We start from the raw sequence: 21601 nt of genomic DNA, 5'->3' as shown, positions 1-21601 counted from the left end.
AAGCTAATCGCCTCAGTTCGACAGGAAATTCGCAGGTGGCTGACTCCCCCCAGGCTTCTCCGGCGTCCGCGCGCCCGCTGCAAGGCCAGAAGCTGTTGTTGTGCGTAGGGGGCGGCATCGCCGCCTACAAGTCGCTGGAACTGGTGCGTCGCCTGCGCGATGCCGGGGCCCAGGTGCAGGTCGCCATGACCGCCGGGGCCCAGCAGTTCGTTACCCCGCTGAGCTTCCAGGCCCTGTCCGGCCAGCCCACCCGCACCACCCTGTGGGACAGCGCCGCCGAGCAGGCCATGGGCCACATCGAGCTGGCCCGCTGGGCCGATCGCATCGTGGTGGCCCCGGCCACCGCCGATCTGCTGGCCCGGCTGGCCCACGGCAATGCCGATGACCTGGTCACCACGCTGTGCCTGGCCACCACCGCGCCGCTCACCGTGTGCCCGGCGATGAACCACCGCATGTGGCAGCACCCGGCCACGCAGGCCAACATCACCCTGCTGCGCCAGCGCGGCGCGCAGGTGATCGGGCCGGAAGACGGCCCGCTGGCCGAAGGCGAATCCGGCCCGGGCCGGCTGACCGAACCCAATGCGATTGTTGCGGCACTGGCCGCGCTGCAGGCGCCGCCCGGTGCCGACGCCGCGCCCGAGCAGCCGCTCAAAGGCCTGCGCGTGGTCATCAGCGCCGGCCCCACCTACGAAGACCTGGACCCGGTGCGCTACGTGGGCAACCGCAGCAGCGGCAAGATGGGCTACGCGCTGGCCGCGGCCGCCGTGCGCCAGGGCGCGCAGGTGGTGCTGGTGAGTGGCCCGGTGCAGTTGCCCACGCCGGCCGGGGTGCAGCGGGTGGATGTGCGCTCGGCCGCGCAGATGCGCGAGGCCGTGCTGGGCGCGCTGCCGGCCGACATCTATATAGGCGCGGCGGCGGTGTCCGATTACACCCCGCGCCAGGTGGCCCCGCAGAAATTGAAGAAGACCGCCGGCACCCAGACCCTCACGCTGGAGCTGGTGCGCACGCCGGACATCCTGGCCGAGGTGGCCGCGCAGACCAACGCGCTGAAGCTGGTGGTCGGCTTTGCCGCCGAAACCCACGATGTGGAGAAGTACGCGCGCGGCAAGCTGGTGGACAAGCGCCTGGACCTGGTGATCGCCAACCAGGTGGGTATTGCCACCGGCGGCTTCGAAAGTGATGAAAACGCGGCCACGGCCTACTGGCAGGGCGGCGAACAGGTGTTCCCCGGTACCTCCAAGGCGCTGCTGGCCGAACAACTGTTGTCCCTGATTGCCCAGAGGTTGCACGCATGAGCGTTGATTCCCCCCTTCAGCCGTTGCAGGTCAAGCTGCTCGACCCGCGCTTCGGCGATACCTGGCCGCTGCCGGCCTATGCCACCGAGCACAGCGCCGGGCTGGACCTGCGCGCGGCGCTGGAAACCGAGCTGACCCTGCAGCCGGGCGATACGGCGCTGATTCCCAGCGGTATCGCCATCCACATCGCCGACCCGAACCTGGCCGCCGTGGTGCTGCCGCGCTCGGGGCTGGGCCATCGCCACGGCATCGTGCTGGGCAACGGCACCGGGCTGATCGACGCCGATTACCAGGGCCCGCTGCTGATCAGCGCCTGGAACCGTGGCCGCGAGCCCTTCACGCTGCAGCCGGGTGATCGTATCGCGCAGCTGGTTGTGCTGCCGATTGCACGCGTGGGCCTGCAGGTAGTGGATACTTTCACCGACAGCGCCAGGGGAACGGGTGGATTCGGCCATACCGGGGTGCGCTGACAGGGGGAAGTGTTCATGAGCAAGGCAACGGCGGAAGGCCAACCGCGGCTGGCAAGCAAGCGCACCGGCCCATTGCTGGTGGGGATGCTGGTGCTGCTGGGCGGATGGTTTGGCTGGAGTGCGGTGAACCAGTGGCGGCAGGCGTCGGTCGGCGGGTCGCTGGAGGAATCGCGTGACCAGATCGTGTCCGGGGTGCAGACCGCGCTGAACGGCCAGGTGGCGCAGCTGGCCAAGCTGGTGAAGAGCGAGCGGGTCACCGCGGCGCTGGCCAGCGGCGATGCCGAGGCCACCGCCGTGGCCATTCGTGAAGGCTGGCCGGGCACCGAGGAGGTGCAGGTGGTGGCCGCCACGCTGGATGAGGCGTATGCCGACCCGAAGGCCTTTGGCTATTCGCGGTTGGCCCTGCTGGAAGCCGCCAATGCCGAAGACACCGTGGTGGCCCGCGTGGTCCGCGATGCCGGCGGCCAGCGCCTGGGCCTGGCGGCACCGGTGGTGCTGGGCACCCAGGGGCCGGCGCTGATCTACGTGCGCCAGCCGCTGCTGCGCCTCACCGCCACCTTCGACAAGGTGCGCGTGCCCGAGGCCGGGTACCTGGCGCTGCGCCAGGGCAATCACAACATCATCGAGCAGGGCACCACGTCGCTCGGCGATGGCGCCGAGGCACTGGCCCGTCCGATCGGCAAGAGTGGGCTGCGCCTGGCGGCGGCCGTGCCGGATGTCGACGCGGGCCCGCTGGGCCTGTCGGCCATTCCCTGCGCGGTGGTGGCGGTGCTGTTGCTGGCCATCGCGGCGATGCTGCAGTTCGGCAAGGGCAAGGTGCCGCTGCCGCGCCGGCGCGCCGCAGGCAATACCCATCTGGAAGAGGGCCCCACGCTGCGCGAGAGCCTGGAGCAGGTGCCGCTGGCGGTGGTGCCCCCGCCGGCCGAGGGCGGTCCGCCGCCGGTGCCCAGCGTGCCGGGCCAGGACGTGCCGGCCGGGATTTTCCGTGCGTACGACATCCGTGGCGTGGTCGGGCGCGAGCTCACCCCGCAGGTCGCCGCGTTGATCGGCCAGGCCATCGGTTCGGTGCTGCAGGTGCAGGGGCTGCGCGAGATCGTGGTGGGGCGCGACGGCCGCCTGTCCGGTCCGGAGCTCAGCGCCGGGCTGATCGAAGGCCTGCGCCGTGCCGGTTGCGATGTGATCGATATCGGGCTGGCGCCCACGCCGGTGGTGTACTTCGCCAGTTACCACCTGCGCGCGGGCAGCTGCGTGGCGGTGACCGGCAGCCACAACCCGCCGGACTACAACGGTTTCAAGATCGTGGTGGGTGGCGAGACGCTGTCGGGCGATGCCATCACCGAGCTGTACCAGCGCATCCGCGACGGCCACCTGCACGTGGCTGCCGAGCCGGGCAGCCTGCAGGAGCGCCAGGTCAACGCCGACTACATCCAGCGCATCGCCGATGACGTGCAGCTGGACCGCCCGCTCAAGATCGTGGCCGATGCCGGCAACGGCGTGGCCGGCGAACTGGCCCAGCCACTGCTGGAGGCGATCGGGGCCGAGGTCATTCCGCTGTACTGCGACGTGGATGGCACCTTCCCCAACCACCACCCGGACCCGAGCGACCCGGACAACCTGGAAGACCTGATCCAGACCGTGAAGCGTTTCGACGCGGACCTGGGCCTGGCCTTCGACGGCGATGGCGACCGCCTCGGCGTGGTCACCCGCGAAGGCAGGATCATCTACGCCGACCGGCTGTTGATGCTGTTCGCCGCCGACGTGCTGATGCGCAACCCGGGCGCGCTGGTCATCTACGACGTGAAGTGCAGCGGCAAGCTGTCCGATTACGTGCTGCGCAATGGCGGCAGCCCGCTGATGTGGAAGACCGGGCATTCGCTGATGAAGGCGAAGATGCGCGAGACCGATGCGGAGCTGGCGGGCGAGATGAGCGGGCACTTCTTCTTCAAGGAGCGCTGGTTCGGGTTCGACGATGGCCTGTACGCGGCGGCGCGCCTGCTGGAAATCCTGGCGCAGCGCGAGGAGACCCCGTCGGAGGTGTTCGAGGAACTGCCCGACAGCGTGTCCACGCCGGAGCTGAAGGTGCCGGTGGAATCGGGCACGCCGCACGCGCTGGTGTCGCTGTTCGTGGCCACCGCGCAGCTGGAGGATTCGCCGTTCGCCGGCGCACGCCTGGCCACCATCGACGGCCTGCGCGCGGACTTCCCCGACGGCTGGGGCCTGCTGCGCGCCTCCAACACCACCCCGGTGCTGGTGCTGCGCTTCGAGGCCAATGACGACGCTGCGCTGGAGCGCATCAAGACCCTGTTCCGCGAGCAGCTGCAGCCGCTGCTGCCGGGTGTGGCGCTGGGGTTCTGAGGGAAAGGCAGCCGAGCATGGCTCGGCTCTACCTTGGGATTGGCGCGTCTTGATGGGTCACGCCCGTTGATCGCGACGCGCCGGACTGCACGTGCATCGGTAGAGCCGAGCCATGCTCGGCTGCCCTCCCGCCCGAGATCACGATCGTCGGACATGGCGCGCGGGCATTGGCACGCATCGAGATTACGACCGTTGGTCGCGACGCGCGGGCATTAGCGCACATCGGGATTACGCCCGTTGGTCGCGATGCGCGGGCATTGGCGCGCATCGGGATTACGCCCTTTGGCCATGGCGCGCGGGCGTTGGCGTGCATCGAGATTACGACCGTTGGTCATGGCGCGCGGGCGTTGGAACGCATCGGGATTACGCCCGTTGGTCGTGTCGCGCGGGCATTGGCGCGCATCGGTATTACGACCGTTGGTCATGGCGCGCCGGCGTTGGCGTGCATCGAGATTACGACCGTTGGTCATGGCACGCGGGCGTTGGCTCGCATAGGGATTACGCCCGTTGGCACAACGCGCGGGCGTTGGCACGCATCGGGATCACGAGCCTTGATCGCGACGCGCCGGCATTGGCGCGCACCGGGATTACGCCCGTTGGCCATGGCGCGCGGGCGTTGGCACACATCGCGATTACGCCCGTTGGTCACGACGCGCAGGCATTGACGCAAATCGGGCTTACGCCCGTCGATCGCGACGCGCCGGCAATGCCGTGCATCGGTAGAGCCGAGCCATGCTCGGCTGCTCTCCCGCCTCACCCCTTGAACCGCAACCCCACGCCGGGTTCGGTGAACAGGTACCGCGAATCCAGCGCCGAGTCGCCCAGCTTGTGCCGCAATTTCCCCACCAGGATGCGCAGGTAATGCGTGTCTTCCTGGTGCGTCGGCCCCCATATTTCTTGCAGGATCTGCGGCTGGGTCACCACCCGGCCGGCATTGCGCAGCAGCAGCGACAGCAGCGCATATTCCTTGCGGGTCAGAGCCACCGGCGTGCCATCCAGATGCACCTCGCGCCGCACCAGGTCGATATGCAGGTGCCCATCGTCGAACTGTGGCAGCACCCCGTCGCTGGATACCGTGCGCGAGCGCAGCAGTGCGCGCACCCGCGCCATCAGCTCCTGCGTGCCGAACGGCTTGGTCACGTAGTCGTTGGCGCCGTTGTCCAGCGCCCGCACTTTTTCGGTCTCGCTGGCACGCACGGTGAGCATGATCACCGGTACCTGGCTCCACTGGCGCAGCTCGGCCAGCACCTCATGCCCTTCCATGTCCGGCAGCCCGATATCCAGGATCACCACGTCCGCGCCCTCGCTCACCAGGGCTTCCAGCCCGGCCTGGCCGGTGGCGGCCTGCACCACGCGGTAGCCCTGCGCGCGCAGGCTGATGTCGAGGAAGCGGCGGATCTGCGCTTCATCGTCGATCACCAGCACGCGGGCCGGGGGTACGCCTTGGGTGGGGTCAGGATTCGTCGTTGTCATCGGCAGGGTGCGGTTGCAGCAGGGGCAGCGTGATGCGGATCAGGGTACCGCGTCCGTCGCGCCCCGGCAGCGCCTGCACGCTGCCGCCGTGCGCGCCGATCATGCCCTGGCAGATGGTCAGCCCCAGGCCGGTGCCATGCCGGCCGCGGTCACCGCGCTCCACGCTGTAGAACATGTCGAAGATGCGCGCGCGCTCCTCATCGGGGATGCCCGGGCCGGCGTCCAGCACGTCGATGCGCAGCTCGCCCTCCACCAGCCGCGCCTGCACTTCCACCGCCGCGCCGGGCGGGGAGAACTTGGCCGCGTTCTCCATCACGTTGAACACCGCCTGTTCCACCAGCGCCGGATGCACCCAGATCGGGGCCAGCGTGGCCGGGATGTCCAGCTTGAGCTGCACCTCCGGCTGGTAGCGCTGCAGCCGGCGTGCGGCCGAGCCGACCAGCTCGTCCACGCCGATCCAGTCGCGGTTGATCTGCAGGCCTTCGTGGCCCAGCCGGGTCATGTCCAGCAGGTTCTGGATGTAGCGGTCCAGCCGCTCGCCTTCCACCAGGATGGTGTCCAGCAGGGCGCGGCGGTCCTGCGCGTCCATCGCATCGGCATAGCTGCCCAGGCTGTCGGCCGAGCCGATCATCGCCGCCAGTGGCGAGCGCAGGTCGTGCGACACCGAGGACAGCAGCGCCGAGCGCAGGCGCTCGGTCTCGTTGCTCACGTGCGCCTTTTCCAGGTCGGCCACCAGCTGCGTGCGCAGCGCGGCCTGGGCGATGTCGTCCACCATCGCCTCGGCCAGTTGGCGCTGCTCGGGGGTGAGGCGCGGCGCATTCCGCGCGAAGCGCATGCCGGCTACGCCGATGGCGCGGTCATCGCCATCCAGCAGCGGCAGGAACCACCACTCCGCGCCGGCCAGGGTATCGGTGAAGCGGCCGCTGGGCTGGCCGTGGCGGCGCGCCCAGTCGGCGGCGGCCAGGTCGGTCTCGCCGGGCGCGGCGCTGCCGCTGGTGCTGGTGTGCGGGCCGATGCGCAGCCAGGCCGGGGCGTCCATCGCCTGTTCCAGCGCTTCGCGCCCGGCTTGTGCCACTTCTTCGTTGCTGGCTGCGCGGGTCAACTGACGGCCCAGTGCCTGGCGCGCGTTCGCATGCCGGTTGGAGGCGCGCAACGCCAGCACCTGCATGCGCAGCCGCGAGGCGAGCCGGCCAGCCACCAGCGCGGCGGCCAGGAACAGGAAGACGGTGATCACGCCCTGGCGCGCGCTGATGGCGAAGGTGAAACGCGGGGCGATGAAGAAGAAGTTGTAGGCCAGGAAGCACAGCGCCGCGGCGATTACCGCCGCGCTGGTGCGGCTGCGCGCGGCCACCATCACCACCGCCACGATGAACACCATCGACAGGTCGTACAGCCCCACCCAGCGCTCGGCCACCAGCGCCACCAGGCAGGCGATCGCGGTGGCGCCCAGCGCCAGCAAGGTGTCCTGGCCGGTGCTGCGGCTGGGCATCGACAGCCCGGTGCGGCGCGCCCGTGCGCGCGCCTGCGGGGTGCCGATGATGGTGATCTCGTAATGCGCGCCGCGCTGGATCAATTGCTGGGTGAGGGTGCGGTTGAGCATCCGCGCGACCGGGCGCTCGCGGGTGCGGCCCAGCACCAGCGTGGACACGCTGTTGTGCGCGGCGTGATCCAGCAGCGCGTCGGCGATGCTCGATCCGTGCAGCAGTTCGGCCTCGCCGCCGAGGCGGCGGGCGAGGGCGAAGGCCGCGTCGATCTCGCGCCGGGTGTCTTCGTCGTTGCGCCGGCCCTGCACGGTCACCACCGTCCACGGCGCATCGCGGCGCTCGGCGATGCGCCGGCCCACGCGCACCAGGTACTCGCTCTGGCCGCCGCCATCGATGGCCACCAGCACGCGCCGGCGCAGCGGCAGGTTGGCCTCGCCGCGCGCGGCGCGCGTCTCGCGCAGGCTGCTGTCCACCCGATCGGCCGCTTCCTGCATGGCCAGTTCGCGCAGCGCGGTGAGGTTGGCCGGCGAGAAGAACGCCTGCAGGGCTTGGGCGGCCTGCTCGGGCACGTACACCTTGCCCTGCTGCAGGCGCTCGATCAGCTCGCGCGGGGGCAGGTCCACCAGCACGATGTCGTGCAGGCGGTCGAGTACCGCATCGGGCACGGTCTCGCTCACCCGCACGCCGGTGATGCGCATCACCACATCGTTGAGGCTCTCCAGGTGCTGGATGTTGACCGTGGTCCAGACATCGATGCCGGCCTCCAGCAGTTCCTCCACGTCCTGCCAGCGGCGCTCGTGGCGGCTGCCGGGCACGTTGCGGTGGGCCAGCTCGTCCACCAGCACCAGCGCGGGGTGGCGCGCCAGCACGGCGTCCAGGTCCATCTCGCCCAGCACGTGCTGCTGGTAGTCGCGCTGCACCAGCGGCACCTGCGGCAGGCCCTCCAGCAACGCGGCGGTCTCGGCGCGGCCGTGGGTTTCCACCAGCCCGACGACCACATCCACGCCGCGACGCAGTTGTTCGTGCGCGCGGCTGAGCATGCTGAAGGTCTTGCCCACGCCGGGGGCGGCACCGAGGAACACGGTGAGCTTGCCGCCGGCTTCGCGTTGCAGGCGTTCAACCAGGGCATCGGCCTGGCGGGTACGTGGGTCGCTCATGGGTGGCGATTGTGCACCGGCCGCTGCGATCCCCGCATCACGGGGCGGCCTTGAGGTCATCCAGCGCCAGGTTGAGGGTCATCACGTTGACCCGCGGCTGGCCGAATACGCCCCATTGCGGCCCCTGCGTATGTGCCTGCACCAGCGCCGCCACGCGCTCGGCCGGCCACCCGCGGCTGCGCGCCACGCGGGCGACCTGCAGCTGTGCGGCCGCTGGCGACAGCTCCGGGTCCATGCCCGCGCCGGACTGGGTCACCAGGTCGCTGGGCACCTGCGCGATGGCCACGCCTTCGCGCACGGCCACCGCGGCGATGCTGGCCTGCACGCGTTCCTGCAGCGCCGGGTTGGTCCGGGCCAGGTTGCTGCCGGCCGCGGCCATCGGGTCGTAGTTGGCCGCCGACGGGCGCGCCTGGAAGTAGCCATCGCCGGTGAACGGCTGGGCGATCAACTGCGAGCCGCGCACCTGGCCATCGCGGATGAGCAGGCTGCCATCAGCCTGCGCCGGGAACAGCAACCGGCTGGCACTGGTGGCGGCCAGGGCATAGGCCAGGCCGAGCAGCAGCAGGCTGACCAGGCCCAGCACCAGTGCCGGGCGCCACGCGCCGTGCTGCTGTAGGGTGGCCGCGCGTGTGGCAGGGGCGCGCGCGGCGCGGGGCAGGGAGGTTGCGAGTGAGCGGTTCATGCGCCGAATACCGAGACGAGGAAGAGGTCGATCAACTTGATGGCCGCGAACGGCAGCAGCACGCCACCCAGGCCGTACACCAGCATGTTCCGGCGCAGCAGCGCGGTCGCGGTGGCCGGGCGGAAGCGCACCCCGCGCAGCGCCAGCGGAATCAACGCCGGGATCACCAGGGCGTTGAAGATCAGCGCCGCCAGCACCGCGTTGCGCGGGCTGGACAGGTGCATCACGTTCAACGCCGCCATCGCCGGCAGGGTGGAGGCGAACAGCGCCGGCAGGATCGCGAAGTACTTGGACACATCGTTGGCCAGCGAGAAGGTGGTCAGCGCGCCGCGCGTGATCAGCTGCTGTTTGCCCACCTCCACCACCGCCAGCAGCTTGGCCGGGTCCGAATCCAGGTCGACCATGTTGCCGGCTTCCTTGGCGGCCTGCGTACCGGAGTTCATCGCCAGGCCGATGTCGGCCTGGGCCAGCGCCGGGGCGTCGTTGGTGCCGTCGCCCACCATCGCCACCAGCCGCCCGCCGGCCTGTTCGGCCCGGATACGCGCCAGCTTGTCTTCCGGGCGGGCCTCGGCGATGTAGTCGTCCACGCCGGCCTCGGCAGCGATGGCCGCCGCGGTCAGCGGGTTGTCGCCGGTGATCATCACCGTGCGGATGCCCATCGCGCGCAGCTGCGCGAACTTCTCGCGCATGCCGTGCTTGACCACGTCCGACAGCTCGATCACGCCCAGCACGTGGCGGCCTTCGCACACCACCAGCGGGGTGGCACCGTTGCGTGCCACCTGCTCCACGCGGCCCGGCAGTTCCGCCGGCACGGTGCCGCCCAGCTCACGCACATAGGCGCTGATCGAATCGGCCGCGCCCTTGCGGATGCGGCGGCCCCCGTCCAGGTCCACGCCGGACATGCGGGTCTGCGCGCTGAAGGCCAGATAGTCCGCGCGGTCCGGCTCTGCCGTGGTGCAGCCCTGCTCGCGCGCCAGGCGCACGATCGACTTGCCTTCCGGGGTCGGGTCGGCCAGCGAAGACAACAGTGCGGCTTCGCGCAGCTGCGGCGTGTCGATCCCGGCCAGTGCATGGAAGTGCGTGGCCTGGCGGTCGCCGTAGGTGATGGTGCCGGTCTTGTCCAGCAGCAGCACGTCCACGTCGCCGGCCACTTCCACCGCCTTGCCCGACTTGGCCAGCACGTTGGCGGCCAGCGCCCGGTTCATGCCGGCAATGCCGATGGCCGGCAGCAGCCCGCCGATGGTGGTGGGAATCAGGCACACCAGCAGCGCGATCAGCAGCAGCGGGTCTACCTGCACGCCGACGAACGCCCCGATCGCCGGCAGCGTGGCCACCACGATCAGGAAGGTGAGCGTCATCGCCGCCAGCAGCAGGGTGAGCGCGATCTCGTTGGGGGTCTTCTGGCGGTTGGCGCCTTCCACCAGTGCGATCATCCGGTCCAGGAAGCTGTGCCCCGGCTCGGCGGTGATGCGCACGATGACCTGGTCCGACAGCACCTTGGTACCGCCGATCACGCCGCTGCGGTCGGTGCCGGCCTCGCGCAGCACCGGTGCCGATTCACCGGTCACCGCCGCTTCGTTGATGGTGGCCAGGCCCTGCACGATCTCGCCATCGGCGGGAATCAGCTCGCCGGCGCTGACGATCACATGGTCGCCGGGGCGCAGCTCGGCCGCCGGCACCTGGGTCTCGCTGGCACCGGCATGCGCGGCGGCCAGCCGACGCGCGCTCAGGTCTTGCCGCGCCCGCCGCAGCGAGGCCGCCTGGCCACGCCCGCGCGCTTCGGCCACCGCTTCGGCGAAGTTGCCGAACAGCACGGTCAGCAGCAGGATCGCGGTGACCGCCAGGCCGAAGCCCAGCGGTGCGTTGCCGCTCAGGGTGACGATCAGGCTGACCACGGTGCCGGCCATCACCACCGCCATCACCGGGCTGTGCAGCAGGTGGCGCGGGGACAGCTTGATCACCGCATCGCGCAGGGCGCGGCGCCAGCCGGCGGCATCGAGCAGGCGCTGGCGGCGGTGGGAAGAAACGTTCAAGGGATAGGTACTCATGGGAGATGTACTCACGACATCAGGTCTCAGTGCAGCGTCAACGACAGGTGGTCGGCCACCGGGCCCAATACCAGCGCCGGCATGAACTGCAATACGGTCAGGATGACGATCAGCGCGATCAGGGTCAGCGCGAAGGTCGGGGTCTCGATCTGCAACGTGCCGGCCGATTCCGGCGCCCGCCGCTTGGCGGCCAGTTGCGCGGCCACGATCAGCGGGATGATCAGCACCGGGTAGCGGCCCAGCAGCAGCACCAGGGTGCAGCTCAGGTTCCACCACGGGGTGGCATCGCCCAGGCCTTCGAAGCCCGAGCCGTTGTTGGCAAACGCCGACACGTACTCGTAGAACACCTGGCTGACGCCGTGGAAGCCGGGATTGGACGTGCCGGTGATCGCCGGAATCGCCAGGGTCACCGCAGTGAAGCCCAGGATGGTGATCGGCTGCAGCAGCACCAGCAGCGCCAGCAGGCGGATCTGCGGGGTCTCCAGCTTGCGCCCCAGCAGCTCGGGGGTGCGCCCGGTCATCAGCCCGGCGAGGAACACGCCCAGCAGCAGGTACACGATGAACTGCTGCAGGCCGCAACCGATGCCGCCCCAGATCGCGTTGACCAGCATGTTGATCATCGGCACCGCACCGGCCAGCGGGCTGAGCGAGTCATGCATGCCGTTGACCGAGCCGTTGGACACCTGCGTGGTGATCGCCGCCCACAGGCCGGTGCCATCGGCGCCGATGCGCACTTCCTTGCCTTCCATCAGCAGCGGGCTGGCCGCCGTGGCCGAATGGCCTTCCAGCCATACCGTGGCCGCCACCGACACGCTGGACATCGCCAGCATGCAGCCGAACACCAGCCCGGCCAGGCGCCGGCGCCCGGTGAACGCACCCAGCATGAAGATCACCGCGATCGGGATCAGCAGGATGCCGATCAGTTCCAGCGCGTTGGACAACGGGGTCGGGTTCTCCAGCGGCATCGAACTGTTGGGGCCGTACCAGCCACCCCCGTTGGTGCCCAGTTGCTTGGCCGCGACCATCGCCGCGACCGGGCCCAGCGGCAGTTTCTGCGTCTCCATGCCGGCGGCCGCATCGATCGGCGTCGCCTGCGGCCCGGCCGCCAGCGTCGAGGGCACGCCCTGGCTGGTCAGCAGCACCGCCCACAGCAGGCACAGCGGCAGCATGAAGCGCACGCACGAACGCACCACGTCGGCGTAGTAGTTGCCCACGTCCACGCGACGGTCCGCGCTGAGCTGTGCGGCCTGTTCTGCATCCACGTCCTCCGGACGCGCACCGAACAGCGCACGCAGCGTGGCCACGACCAGCGCCAGGCCCATCATCGGCGTCACCACCTGCAGGCCGGTGATGGCGGTCATCTGCGCGAAGTAGGACAGCTGCGCCTGGCCGGAGTAGTGCTGCTGGTTGGTGTTGGTCAGGAACGACACCATCGTGTGCAGCGCCGTGTCCCAGCGCATGTTGGGGATCTGGTCGGGGTTGAACGGCAGCCAGGCCTGGGTCATGAAGACCGCCTGCACCAGCACCGCGATCACCACGTTGCTGAGCACGAAGGCCATCACATAGCCGCGCCAGGACATGCCCCGGGCGGGATTCACCCCCAGCAGCCGGTACAGCGGTTTTTCAATCAGCCCGAACAGCGCATCGCCCCGCATCGGCGCGCCGCGCATCACCCGGGCCAGGTACAGCCCAAGCGGAAAGGCCAGCACGATGCTGGCCAGCAGGATCAACAGGATCTCGGTCATGGTCGGCTCCGGTCAGAACGCTTCGGGCCGAAGCACGACGTACAGCAGATAGGCGGCGGCGACGAGCACCAGCACGCCGCACACCAGGGAAAGCCAGGCAGGCATGGTCGTGGCCTCAAACGCGGGAAGGGAACGCGGCGGCGCAAGGCGCAGCGGCGGTGGGGAACACAGGCAGAAACAGGCTCATGGGACGTCCAGGTGGAACCACTCCACGTCAGGCGCCCATCGTCTGCCCCACCGGCATAAAGGGGCCACGCCCGGCACCACGCCCCAGCGTAAAAAGTGCATAAACAATCGTAGCGCCGACCGTTGGTCGGCTGCTCCTGGCTGCTCCTGGCTGCCCCTTGGCCGCACCCGGCCATCCTGCATCCGGCCGGTCGTGCCGGCCGTTGACCGGCGCCTCATGACCCTGGCCGGAGGCGCGATGCGCCCAGCGGCCGGCAAGCCCCCCGGTCGACACCCACAAAAAAGGCGGCCAACCGGCCGCCTCTCTTGTCCACACCGTCCGCCCGCTCACGCCCGCGGATCGGTCCCCACGCCCTTCAACAACCGATACCGCTGCAGCGTCTCCTCGATCTCCACGTCCAGCGCCTTGCGCTGCGCTTCGAACGAGGCCTGCATGCGCCGCTGCGTCACCAGCTCGCTGTGGCGTTGCTGGATGCTCCTGGCCTGCTTCTCGGCCACCGGCTTGCCAGCCAGCTCGCGATCGCCGGCCGTGCCCAGCAGGCTCACCAACGCCTCGCGCAGGCTGGCCACGTTGTAGCGCGCGGTCTGCACGTTGTTGTCCAGGATCCCGGTGCGCTCGGTGAACACCCGGCGCAGGTCGTCCTCGCTCTCGTAGGTGGACAGCATCGCCTGCTCGGTGCGCTGCCGGGTCTGTTCGGCAGCCAGGTCGAGCTGGCGTTGCGCAGCCACGACCGCCGCCTCAGCGCGCTCTTCCTCGGTCAAGGTGCGCTCCACTTCGCCACGACGCAGGCCGCTGGCGGCGCTGAATTCCTCGCGCGCGCTGTTCACCGCATCCTGCGGCAGGGCATCGCTGCAGATCCGCTCGGCACCCTTGTTCCAGCAGTACAGCTTCTTTGCTTTTGGCTCGTTCTTGCCGCGCTGGGCCTGCGCCGGCAGCGTGGATACGGCCAGCAACAGGCCGATCAAGATGGTCGTGGCGATCCTGGACATGGTTGGCGAGCCCCCTGCTCTCAACGCGTAGGACGGCTGCCGTAACGGGACCGATAGTCCTCCAGCGGCTGCCGGTACCCCACAAGTTCCGGATTTCCGGAGGCAAAATCAAGCAGGTCGGCCAGCGTGGCCACGGCCACCACCGGAATCCCGGCTTCTTCGGCCACCGACTGGGCGGCCGAGCGACGGTCGGTTTCCGAGGCGATCTCCTGGCGGTCCAGCGCCACCACGATCCCGGCCGGGGTGCCACCGGCGTCCTTGATGATGGTCAGCGCCTCGCGGATGGCGGTACCGGCCGTGATCACGTCATCCACGATCAGCACGCGCTTGCCATTCATGTCCGCGCCGATCAGCTGGCCGCCTTCGCCATGGGCCTTGGCTTCCTTGCGGTTGAACGACAGCGGCAGGTCGCGGCCGCGCTGGGCGAATTCACAGGCGGTCGCGGTGGCCAGCGGGATGCCCTTGTAGGCCGGGCCGAACACGACGTCGAACTTCAGCCCGGTGGCCTCCACCGCATCGGCGTAGCAGGCGGCCAGCTGGACCATGAGGGCGCCGGAATCGAAGCGGCCGGCATTGAAGAAGTAAGGGCTCAGGCGGCCCGACTTGAGGGTGAACTGGCCAAAACGCAGGGCGTCGGCGGTGAGGGCCAGTTGCAGGAAACGGTGGCGATGGTCGCTCATCAGGACTCTATTCAATTCATTTGGACCGCAAATCCTAATGCATGGGGGCTTTTTTCGCCCTCCGGGCCCGGCCGGCGCGGGGGCGCAGCCGGCCTTGGGGCCCGGCCGACGCGCGCTGCCATGGCGCATCCCGGCGAGCCGGGGCGGGGTCTTCCCGGTATGCTTTCCCGGTTACCGCTCCAGACCCGGGTCAGCATGCGCATCATCAGTTTCAACGCCAATGGCATCCGCTCCGCCGCCACCAAGGGCTTCCTCGACTGGTTCCGCGCCCAGGACGCCGACGTGCTCTGCATCCAGGAAACCAAGGCCCAGGAAGACCAGCTCACCGACCCGATGTTCCGCCCGGACGGCCACCATTGCTTCTACCGCGACGCCATCACCAAGAAGGGCTACAGCGGCGTGGCCATCTACAGCAAGCGCGAGCCCGACCAGGTCATCACCTCGCTCGGCTGGGCGCCGTTCGACGATGAAGGCCGCTATATCGAGGCCCGCTACGGCAACCTCAGCGTGGTCTCCTTCTATATTCCCTCGGGCAGCTCGGGCGACCTCCGCCAGGGCTTCAAGTACGAAGTTATGGAGTGGCTGCGCCCGATCCTGGCACAGTGGCTGGCCAGCGGCCGCGACTACGTCCTGTGCGGCGACTGGAACATCGTGCGCTCCGCGCTGGACATCAAGAACTGGAAATCCAACCAGAAGAATTCCGGCTGCCTGCCGCCCGAGCGCGACTGGCTCAACGGCCAGTGCGCCGATGCCGGCCAGGCGCTGGACATCGGCGCCGGCCAGGGCTGGACCGACGCCTACCGCCTGCTGCATCCGGAAGGCCAGGACTACACCTGGTGGAGCAACCGCGGCGCGGCCCGGGCCAACAACGTCGGCTGGCGCATCGACTACCAGTTCGTCAGCCCCGGCCTGCGCGATCGCCTGCGCAGCTGCGCGGTCTACCGCGATGAACGCTTCTCCGACCATGCCCCGTTCACGGTGGACTACGCCCCATGACCGACGCGGCCGCGCCGGTGTCCTACAAGGGCTGGGCCGGGATCAAGCGTGCCTTCGGCACGCCCTCGGCACTCACCATGGCCTTCCTCGGCTTTGGCAGCGGCCTGCCGTTCCTGCTCATCGCCTCGCAGACCCTCTCCACCCGCCTGCGTGACGTCGGCCTGGACCTGGGCAGCATCGGCCTGATCAGCCTCGCCAGCTTCTTCTACCTGCTCAAGTTCGTCTGGGCGCCGTTGATCGACCGCTACGCCTTCCCGCTGATCGGCTTCCTCGGCCGCCGCCGTTCGTGGCTGCTGGCCTCGCAGGTGGGCGTCACCGGCGGCCTGTTCGCGCTGGCATTCGTGCGGCCCGATCTGGGTGTCACCCCGCTGGTGCTGTGGGTGCTGGTGGCGTCCTTCGCCGGTGCCACCCAGGACTCGGTGGTCGATGCCTACCGCATCGAGATCGCCCCGGAGAGCGCGCAGGCTGCGCTGGCCGCCACCTACACGCTGGGCTACCGCATCGGCCTGATCCTGGCGGGTGCCGGCGCGCTGTACCTGGCCCAGTTCGAAGGCTGGATCGTGGCATACCTGGCGATGGCCTCGCTGATGGTGCTGCCGATAATCGCCACCCTGGTCTGCCGCGAGCCGGCGCAGCCGGAAGTGCGCATCCAGCGTCGCATCGATTTCTTCGGGGCGTTCTGGCAGCCGATCGCCAGCTTCTTCACCACCAATGGCATCGTCCTGGCGCTGGTGCTGTTGGCCTTCGTCGGCCTCTACAAGTTCCCCGACCAGGTCATCGGCGTGATGGCCGGGCCGTTCTACCTGGACTCGGGCTTCACCAAGGCCGACATCGCCACCGTGTCCAAGCTGTTCGGCGTGTGGATGGGTATCGGCGGGGCCTTCATCGGCGGCATCGCCGTGGCCGCCTTCGGCTTCCGCCGCATGCTGCTGGTCGCCGCCCTCGGCGTGGCGTTGTCGAACCTGGTGTTCCTGCTGATGGCGCACAACCCCGGTCAGCTCTGGGCGTTCTACGCGGCGCTGAGCGCGGACAACCTGTTCCAGGGCTTTGCCGGCACCGTGCTGGTGGCCTTCATGTCCTCGCTGACCGACCGCAATTTCACCGCCACCCAATACGCGCTGCTCGTCTCGCTGGCCAACCTGCCGGGCAAGTTCGTCGGCGGCGCCTCCGGCTATATCGTCGAAGCCACCTCCTACAGCACCTTCTTCATCTTCAGCGCCACCACCGTCATCCCGACCCTGCTGTTGCTGGTCTGGCTGTGGCCGCGCATCCGCGACCGCAGCAGCGCCTGAGCCGGACGGGCCTGTCAGGTTGCCCGGCGCGCCCTGCTGCGCCATGATCCACCCCGTTGTACCGTGGGGGCGGTGCGTTGCCAACGGGGAGAACAATGGTCGATCTGCTGCTGCGGGATCTGGACCCGCTGTTGAACGAACGCATCCGGCGCGTGGCGGTCGCACGCGGCTGGACCCGCGAATACACCTGCATCGCGCTGCTCGAACAGGGGTTGTTCGCCAGCGAACTGGAAGTCCGCAGCGGTTTCCAGAACCCGGAAGTGGACGCCCTCGCCGACGCTATCGCCGCGCTGCAGGCCTTGCCGGACGCCAAAGGGGTGTAACGCAGGGCGGTGGCGCCCCCACCGATAGGGGAGCGATCCGCAGGCGTGCACAAGGCCTCCCACCCCGGTAGAGCCGAGCCATGCTCGGCTGCTCTTGCTCTTGCTCTTGCTCTTGCTCTTGCCCTTGCTCTTGCTCTTGCCCTTGCCCTCGCCCTACGCCGGATGTATCGCCCCCAGGATCCGCGGTCCCCGCGCCCCGCTCACGCTCGGCAGATTCCCCGGCAAGCCGTCCAGCGTCCGCTGCGCCAACCACGCAAACCCCATCGCCTCCAGGTAATCGGGGTCCAGGCCATGCACCGCGCTGGATTCGATCACCACCCCCGGCAACCGCGCCGCCAACCGGCGCAGCAACTGCGGGTTGCGCACCCCGCCGCCGCACACCAGCACCCGCGCCGCCCCCGGCAGGTGCGCCCGCAACGCATCGGCCACCGTCGCGGCGGTCAGTTCCAGCAACGTGGCCTGCACATCGGCGGCGGCGTGCTGGCCGTCGCCCATCGCCGCCTGTGCCCAGTCCAGGTGGAACTGCTCGCGCCCGGTGCTCTTCGGCGGCGGCAGCGCGAACCACGGCTCGGCCAGCCAGTGCGCCAGCAGCGCCTCGTCCACCTGCCCACTGGCCGCAAACGCCCCGTCCGCATCGAACGGCACGCCCCGGTGGCGCTGGCACCAGGCATCCATCAGCGCATTGGCCGGGCCGGTATCGAAGCCGCGCGGCACGCCGTCGCGGGGAATCAGGGTCAGGTTGGCGATCCCGCCCAGGTTGAGGATCGCCCGGTCTTCCCCGGCGGTACCGAGCATGGCCAGGTGGAAGGCCGGCATCAGCGGCGCGCCATGGCCGCCTGCAGCCACATCGCGACGACGGAAATCGGCCACGGTGGTGATCCCGGTCGCCTCGGCAATCCGGTTGGCATCGCCCAGCTGCATCGTGAACGCCGGATCGGCCAGCGGCCGGTGGCGCACCGTCTGCCCGTGCGAACCGATCGCCCGCACCTGGCTGCGCTCCACGCCGCTCAAACGCAGCAGGGCATTGGCTGCCTCGGCAAAGGTGATCCCGATCGCCGCATCGATGCGGCCCAGCGCGTCCAGCGAGCCGATCGCCCCGCCTTCGCCCAGGCCGATCAGTTCGGCGCGCAGCGCCGGGTCCCACGGGTGGGTGTGGCCGAAGACGAAACGACAGCCGCCCGCCTCGGGGAACTGCACCAGTGCGGCATCGATGCCATCGGCGCTGGTGCCGGACATCAGGCCCAGGTAAAGCGGGGTATGCGGATCAACGACAGCGGTCATGGCCGGCCAGTCAAACGGGGTGCGCCCAGCTTCCGCGCAACCCGTTGCCGCCGTCAATGCGCGCGTGGCCGCGCGCTGCCGCGGCCGATCAGCCGCGAGTGCGCTTGCTCGGCTTGGCCACGCTGGCGGTCTGCGTCTGGGCCTGGGTGGCGGCCGGGGCCGCCTGCGGCGCCGGGCTGGCATCGGCGTAGATCAGCTTTTCCATGCCCTGGATACGGGCCAGCGCCGGCGCGGTCTGCGCGCGGAAGGCCACCAGCTCGGCACCCTTCAGCGGCTCCGGCGGCGGCATCGTCACCGACAGCGGGTTGCGATGCTCGCCATTGACGCGGAATTCGTAGTGCAGGTGCGGGCCGGTGGCCAGGCCGGTCGAGCCGACATAGCCGATCACCGTGCCCTGGGCCACGCGCTGGCCGGTCTTGATCGCGCCGAAGCGCGACATGTGCCCGTACAGCGTGGTGTGGCCGCGGCCGTGGTCGAGGATCACCACGTTGCCGTAGCCACGCTGGGTGCCGGCGAACTGCACGCGGGCGTCGCCGGCGGCCATGATCGGGGTGCCGGTGCGCGCGGCATAGTCCACGCCCTTGTGCATGCGCATCTTGCCCAGCACCGGGTGCTTGCGCGCGCCGAAGCTGGAGCTCAGGCGGGCGAACGGGATCGGCATGCGGATGAAGCTCTTCTTCAGCGGTCGCCCGCTCACGTCGAAGTACTCGGACTTGCCGTTGCGGTCGAAGCGGAAGCCGCTGTAGGTCTTGCCACCGGAGGTGAAGGTGGCCGCCAGGATCTTGCTGGTGTCCACCTTCTCGCCTTCGCGCCAGGTTTCATCCAGCACCACGCTGAAGCGGTCGCCCGGCTGCAGGTCCTTGGAAAAGTCGATGTCGTACTTGAAGATCTCGTCGGTCATCGTGGCGATCGCCGACGGCGACAGCCCCGCCTTGCGCGCGGCCACGTACAGCGAACTGGTGATTTCGCCACTGGCGACCACGCGACGGGTGGAGGATTCGCGCTTGATCACCTTCTCGGCGATCTGCCCATCCTTCAGCGACAGCTCCACGCGGTTGTCGGCATCGCGGTCGAAGCGGATCGTGCGCAGGTCGCCGGACAGCGGCAGGTCGAAGGCGATCTCCGCGCCGGGGCGCAGCCTGGTCAGCGCCTCGCGCGCACCCGGGTGCTCCAGCACCTGGTGCATCACCGTGGCCGGGATGCCAGCCTCGTCGAACAGGTTGCTCAGGGTCTGCCCGCGCTGCACCCGCAGCACCTGCCAGCTGTCGCCCGGCACCTGCTTCTGGCGCTCCAGCGACAGCGGCGGCAAGGGCAGGGCAAGGGTCGAGTGGCCCACGGTGTAAGGGGTTTCGATGGTGTGCGAGAAGCCCGGCACGATCGTGGCCACCAGCGCGCCAATGGTGGCGAACAGGCTGGCGTGCATCCAATGACGGCGCGTCCAGCGCTCGTTGAAGGCGGCAGGAAGATGCTGTTTGAGCTTCCGATGCAGGGCGGTGTCGTGGAGGACGTGGAGACGTTCCTTGAAGCGCTGCTTGCGTGCGCGGCCTTGATCGGAATTGAGCATCGTCGGTCTGTTCCTGGCTGGCCCGGGAGCGCGGGCCCAAACGTCGGTAACATAGACAGGTATAAATACCGCGTCAAACCCTTGTGCCCATTGGCTTTTGTGAAGCGCTTGCGGTTAACTTGTACTTAACGTCATTCATGTAAATAAGGCATTGCCGGGAGTTGTCACGTGTCCTCGATTGAAGAAGCCATCGCCCTGATCGGTCGTGGCGCCGACGAAATCCTCAAGTCCGAGGAACTGCGTCAGCGCCTGGAAAGCGGCCGCCCGCTGCGCGTCAAGGCTGGTTTCGACCCCACCGCCCCGGACCTGCACCTGGGCCACACCGTGCTGCTCAACAAGCTGCGCCAGTTCCAGGACCTCGGCCACCAGGTCATCTTCCTGATCGGCGACTTCACCGGCATGATCGGTGACCCGTCCGGCAAGAACGCCACCCGCAAGCCGCTCAGCAAGGACGACGTGCTCGCCAACGCGCGTACCTATGAAGACCAGGTCTTCAAGGTGCTGGACCGCGAGAAGACCGAAGTCCGCTTCAACTCGGAGTGGTTCGGCAAGATGGGCGCGGCCGACATGATCCGCCTGGCCGGCCAGCACACCGTGGCGCGCATGCTCGAGCGCGACGATTTCGCCAAGCGCTATGCGGCCCAGCAGTCCATCGCCCTGCACGAGTTCCTGTACCCGCTGGTGCAGGGCTATGACTCGGTGGCCCTGGAGGCCGACGTCGAACTCGGCGGCACCGACCAGAAGTTCAACCTGCTGATGGGCCGCGGCCTGCAGGAGCACTACGGGCAGAAGCCGCAGATCGTGCTGACCATGCCCCTGCTGGAAGGCCTGGACGGCGTGGCCAAGATGTCCAAGTCGCTCAACAACTACATTGGCATCAATGAGCCGGCGATCGACATGGTCACCAAGACCATGAAGATCGGCGACGACCTGATGTGGCGCTGGATTGAGCTGCTCTCGTTCGATATCAGCCAGGCCGAAGCGCTGGCCCTGCGCGAGCAGGTCCAGGCCGGCGGCCTGAACCCGCGTGAGGTCAAGCTGCGCCTGGCGCGTGAGCTGACCACCCGCTTCCATGACGCGGCGGCGGCCGAACAGGCCATCGCCGGCTGGAACGCGGCGGTGACCGGGCAGGGCGATGTGACCCTGCTGCCGCTGCAGGAAGTGGCGATTCCGGCCGAAGGCCTGCGTATTGGTGCCCTGCTGACGGCTGCCGGGCTCACCCCGAGCAACTCCGAGGCCTCCCGCAAGCTCAAGGAGCGTGCGGTGAAGGTCGATGGCGAGGTGGTGGACGACGCCCAGCAGGTGTTCGTGCCCGGTTTTGAAGGCCTGCTGCAGGTCGGCAAGCGCACCTTCGCACGCGTCTTGCTGGTCGCAGCCTAAGCGGCACAAGGGGTTCCGGACCATCCGGACCCCATCCAGCATGAATGGGAGGGAGGCGAGGTGAAAAAATGTCGTCTACCCCCTTCACAAACGCTCCCGATAGGGACATACTTTCCCTCCCCCGACGCAGGGGTCGCCGCAAGGCGGCAACCGCGAAGGAACAGGACTTCAGCCACTTCGAAAGAAGGTGTTGACGGAAA

At 69.0% G+C, this 21601-nt stretch carries 18 protein-coding genes; 7 read left to right on the top strand and 11 right to left on the bottom strand.

Annotated elements, in window-relative coordinates:
• Positions 1 to 35 precede the first annotated feature (35 nt).
• The 3 genes from coaBC to AC06FD_RS10795 are packed head-to-tail and all read left to right on the top strand — an operon-like array spanning position 36 to position 4120.
• Complete coding sequence (gene coaBC / locus AC06FD_RS10805; RefSeq protein ID WP_478077788.1) at positions 36 to 1295, top strand: bifunctional phosphopantothenoylcysteine decarboxylase/phosphopantothenate--cysteine ligase CoaBC; 1260 nt, start codon at positions 36 to 38, stop codon at positions 1293 to 1295.
• Positions 1292 to 1765, top strand: a complete 474-nt coding sequence (gene dut, locus AC06FD_RS10800; protein WP_259206563.1) for a dUTP diphosphatase — start codon at positions 1292 to 1294, stop codon at positions 1763 to 1765. The genes coaBC and dut overlap by 4 nt, the downstream gene beginning before the upstream one ends.
• Before the next feature lie 15 nt (positions 1766 to 1780).
• Positions 1781 to 4120, top strand: coding sequence for a phosphomannomutase/phosphoglucomutase (locus AC06FD_RS10795; protein WP_394163003.1), 2340 nt, complete (start codon positions 1781 to 1783; stop codon positions 4118 to 4120).
• 212 nt (positions 4121 to 4332) lie between these two features.
• On the opposite strand, the gene AC06FD_RS10790 is transcribed toward AC06FD_RS10795, so the two are convergent.
• The 9 genes from AC06FD_RS10790 to pyrE all read right to left on the bottom strand — a co-directional run bounded on the left by AC06FD_RS10790 (position 4333) and on the right by pyrE (position 14565).
• Positions 4333 to 4590, bottom strand: coding sequence for a hypothetical protein (locus AC06FD_RS10790; RefSeq protein WP_478077787.1), 258 nt, complete (start codon positions 4588 to 4590; stop codon positions 4333 to 4335).
• A gap of 283 nt (positions 4591 to 4873) precedes the next feature.
• On the bottom strand, positions 4874 to 5593 hold the full coding sequence (locus AC06FD_RS10785; protein ID WP_259206560.1) for a response regulator transcription factor: 720 nt from the start codon (positions 5591 to 5593) through the stop codon (positions 4874 to 4876).
• Positions 5574 to 8234: a sensor histidine kinase gene (locus tag AC06FD_RS10780; RefSeq protein WP_259206559.1), complete on the bottom strand. Its 2661-nt coding sequence runs from the start codon at positions 8232 to 8234 to the stop codon at positions 5574 to 5576. Before AC06FD_RS10780 ends, AC06FD_RS10785 begins: the two co-directional genes overlap by 20 nt.
• Positions 8235 to 8271: 37 nt before the next feature.
• Positions 8272 to 8916, bottom strand: coding sequence for a potassium-transporting ATPase subunit KdpC (kdpC, locus tag AC06FD_RS10775; protein ID WP_394163007.1), 645 nt, complete (start codon positions 8914 to 8916; stop codon positions 8272 to 8274).
• Complete coding sequence (kdpB, locus tag AC06FD_RS10770) at positions 8913 to 10964, bottom strand: potassium-transporting ATPase subunit KdpB (protein ID WP_478077786.1); 2052 nt, start codon at positions 10962 to 10964, stop codon at positions 8913 to 8915. Before kdpB ends, kdpC begins: the two co-directional genes overlap by 4 nt.
• A 26-nt stretch (positions 10965 to 10990) precedes the next feature.
• On the bottom strand, positions 10991 to 12709 hold the full coding sequence (gene kdpA, locus AC06FD_RS10765; protein WP_259206555.1) for a potassium-transporting ATPase subunit KdpA: 1719 nt from the start codon (positions 12707 to 12709) through the stop codon (positions 10991 to 10993).
• Positions 12710 to 12721: 12 nt separating this feature from the next.
• Positions 12722 to 12814 (bottom strand): potassium-transporting ATPase subunit F, encoded by a 93-nt coding sequence (locus AC06FD_RS10760; RefSeq protein WP_017355708.1) that lies wholly within the window; start codon positions 12812 to 12814, stop codon positions 12722 to 12724.
• Positions 12815 to 13222: 408 nt separating this feature from the next.
• Positions 13223 to 13885 (bottom strand): hypothetical protein, encoded by a 663-nt coding sequence (locus AC06FD_RS10755; RefSeq protein ID WP_449336390.1) that lies wholly within the window; start codon positions 13883 to 13885, stop codon positions 13223 to 13225.
• Between the two features lie 20 nt (positions 13886 to 13905).
• Complete coding sequence (gene pyrE / locus AC06FD_RS10750; RefSeq protein ID WP_259206553.1) at positions 13906 to 14565, bottom strand: orotate phosphoribosyltransferase; 660 nt, start codon at positions 14563 to 14565, stop codon at positions 13906 to 13908.
• Between the two features lie 195 nt (positions 14566 to 14760).
• Between pyrE and AC06FD_RS10745 the strand changes: the two genes are divergently transcribed.
• The 3 genes from AC06FD_RS10745 (at position 14761) to AC06FD_RS10735 (ending at position 17176) form a co-directional block, all read left to right on the top strand.
• Positions 14761 to 15561 carry an exodeoxyribonuclease III gene (locus tag AC06FD_RS10745; RefSeq protein WP_259206552.1) on the top strand — a complete coding sequence of 267 codons (801 nt, stop codon included), beginning with the start codon at positions 14761 to 14763 and terminating at the stop codon, positions 15559 to 15561.
• Complete coding sequence (locus AC06FD_RS10740) at positions 15558 to 16853, top strand: AmpG family muropeptide MFS transporter (RefSeq protein ID WP_478077785.1); 1296 nt, start codon at positions 15558 to 15560, stop codon at positions 16851 to 16853. Before AC06FD_RS10745 ends, AC06FD_RS10740 begins: the two co-directional genes overlap by 4 nt.
• Before the next feature lie 95 nt (positions 16854 to 16948).
• The gene (locus AC06FD_RS10735; RefSeq protein WP_259206550.1) at positions 16949 to 17176 is read left to right on the top strand and encodes a hypothetical protein; all 228 of its coding nucleotides are present in this window, start codon (positions 16949 to 16951) and stop codon (positions 17174 to 17176) included.
• A gap of 153 nt (positions 17177 to 17329) precedes the next feature.
• Here the strand turns inward: AC06FD_RS10735 and AC06FD_RS10730 are convergent, their stop codons facing one another.
• Positions 17330 to 18457 (bottom strand): anhydro-N-acetylmuramic acid kinase, encoded by a 1128-nt coding sequence (locus AC06FD_RS10730; protein WP_478077784.1) that lies wholly within the window; start codon positions 18455 to 18457, stop codon positions 17330 to 17332.
• A gap of 88 nt (positions 18458 to 18545) precedes the next feature.
• Entirely contained in the window at positions 18546 to 20021 is a 1476-nt protein-coding gene (locus AC06FD_RS10725; protein WP_478077783.1) for a peptidoglycan DD-metalloendopeptidase family protein, read from the bottom strand.
• Positions 20022 to 20189: 168 nt separating this feature from the next.
• Here AC06FD_RS10725 and tyrS point away from each other — a divergent pair, with 168 nt between their 5' ends.
• On the top strand, positions 20190 to 21401 hold the full coding sequence (tyrS, locus tag AC06FD_RS10720) for a tyrosine--tRNA ligase (protein ID WP_259206546.1): 1212 nt from the start codon (positions 20190 to 20192) through the stop codon (positions 21399 to 21401).
• Positions 21402 to 21601 lie beyond the last annotated feature (200 nt).

Source organism: Stenotrophomonas sp. Steno-Z1, assembly GCF_056393175.1.
The sequence above is the reverse complement of the archived record's forward strand: the minus strand, read 5'-3'. Positions and strand labels throughout refer to the sequence as shown.

What these genes read in the sequence shown, in the direction of transcription:
- AC06FD_RS10735 (WP_259206550.1), top strand. Translation starts at nt 16,949, where the DNA reads ATGGTCGATCTGCTGCTGCGGGATCTGGACCCGCTGTTGAACGAACGC.
- AC06FD_RS10785 (WP_259206560.1), bottom strand. Translation starts at nt 5,593, where the DNA reads ATGACAACGACGAATCCTGACCCCACCCAAGGCGTACCCCCGGCCCGC.
- kdpA (WP_259206555.1), bottom strand. Translation starts at nt 12,709, where the DNA reads ATGACCGAGATCCTGTTGATCCTGCTGGCCAGCATCGTGCTGGCCTTT.
- AC06FD_RS10760 (WP_017355708.1), bottom strand. Translation starts at nt 12,814, where the DNA reads ATGCCTGCCTGGCTTTCCCTGGTGTGCGGCGTGCTGGTGCTCGTCGCC.
- dut (WP_259206563.1), top strand. Translation starts at nt 1,292, where the DNA reads ATGAGCGTTGATTCCCCCCTTCAGCCGTTGCAGGTCAAGCTGCTCGAC.
- kdpB (WP_478077786.1), bottom strand. Translation starts at nt 10,964, where the DNA reads ATGAGTACCTATCCCTTGAACGTTTCTTCCCACCGCCGCCAGCGCCTG.
- kdpC (WP_394163007.1), bottom strand. Translation starts at nt 8,916, where the DNA reads ATGAACCGCTCACTCGCAACCTCCCTGCCCCGCGCCGCGCGCGCCCCT.
- AC06FD_RS10790 (WP_478077787.1), bottom strand. Translation starts at nt 4,590, where the DNA reads ATGACCAACGGTCGTAATCTCGATGCACGCCAACGCCGGCGCGCCATG.
- AC06FD_RS10745 (WP_259206552.1), top strand. Translation starts at nt 14,761, where the DNA reads ATGCGCATCATCAGTTTCAACGCCAATGGCATCCGCTCCGCCGCCACC.
- AC06FD_RS10730 (WP_478077784.1), bottom strand. Translation starts at nt 18,457, where the DNA reads ATGACCGCTGTCGTTGATCCGCATACCCCGCTTTACCTGGGCCTGATG.
- AC06FD_RS10755 (WP_449336390.1), bottom strand. Translation starts at nt 13,885, where the DNA reads ATGTCCAGGATCGCCACGACCATCTTGATCGGCCTGTTGCTGGCCGTA.
- AC06FD_RS10795 (WP_394163003.1), top strand. Translation starts at nt 1,781, where the DNA reads ATGAGCAAGGCAACGGCGGAAGGCCAACCGCGGCTGGCAAGCAAGCGC.
- pyrE (WP_259206553.1), bottom strand. Translation starts at nt 14,565, where the DNA reads ATGAGCGACCATCGCCACCGTTTCCTGCAACTGGCCCTCACCGCCGAC.
- AC06FD_RS10780 (WP_259206559.1), bottom strand. Translation starts at nt 8,234, where the DNA reads ATGAGCGACCCACGTACCCGCCAGGCCGATGCCCTGGTTGAACGCCTG.
- AC06FD_RS10725 (WP_478077783.1), bottom strand. Translation starts at nt 20,021, where the DNA reads ATGCTCAATTCCGATCAAGGCCGCGCACGCAAGCAGCGCTTCAAGGAA.
- AC06FD_RS10740 (WP_478077785.1), top strand. Translation starts at nt 15,558, where the DNA reads ATGACCGACGCGGCCGCGCCGGTGTCCTACAAGGGCTGGGCCGGGATC.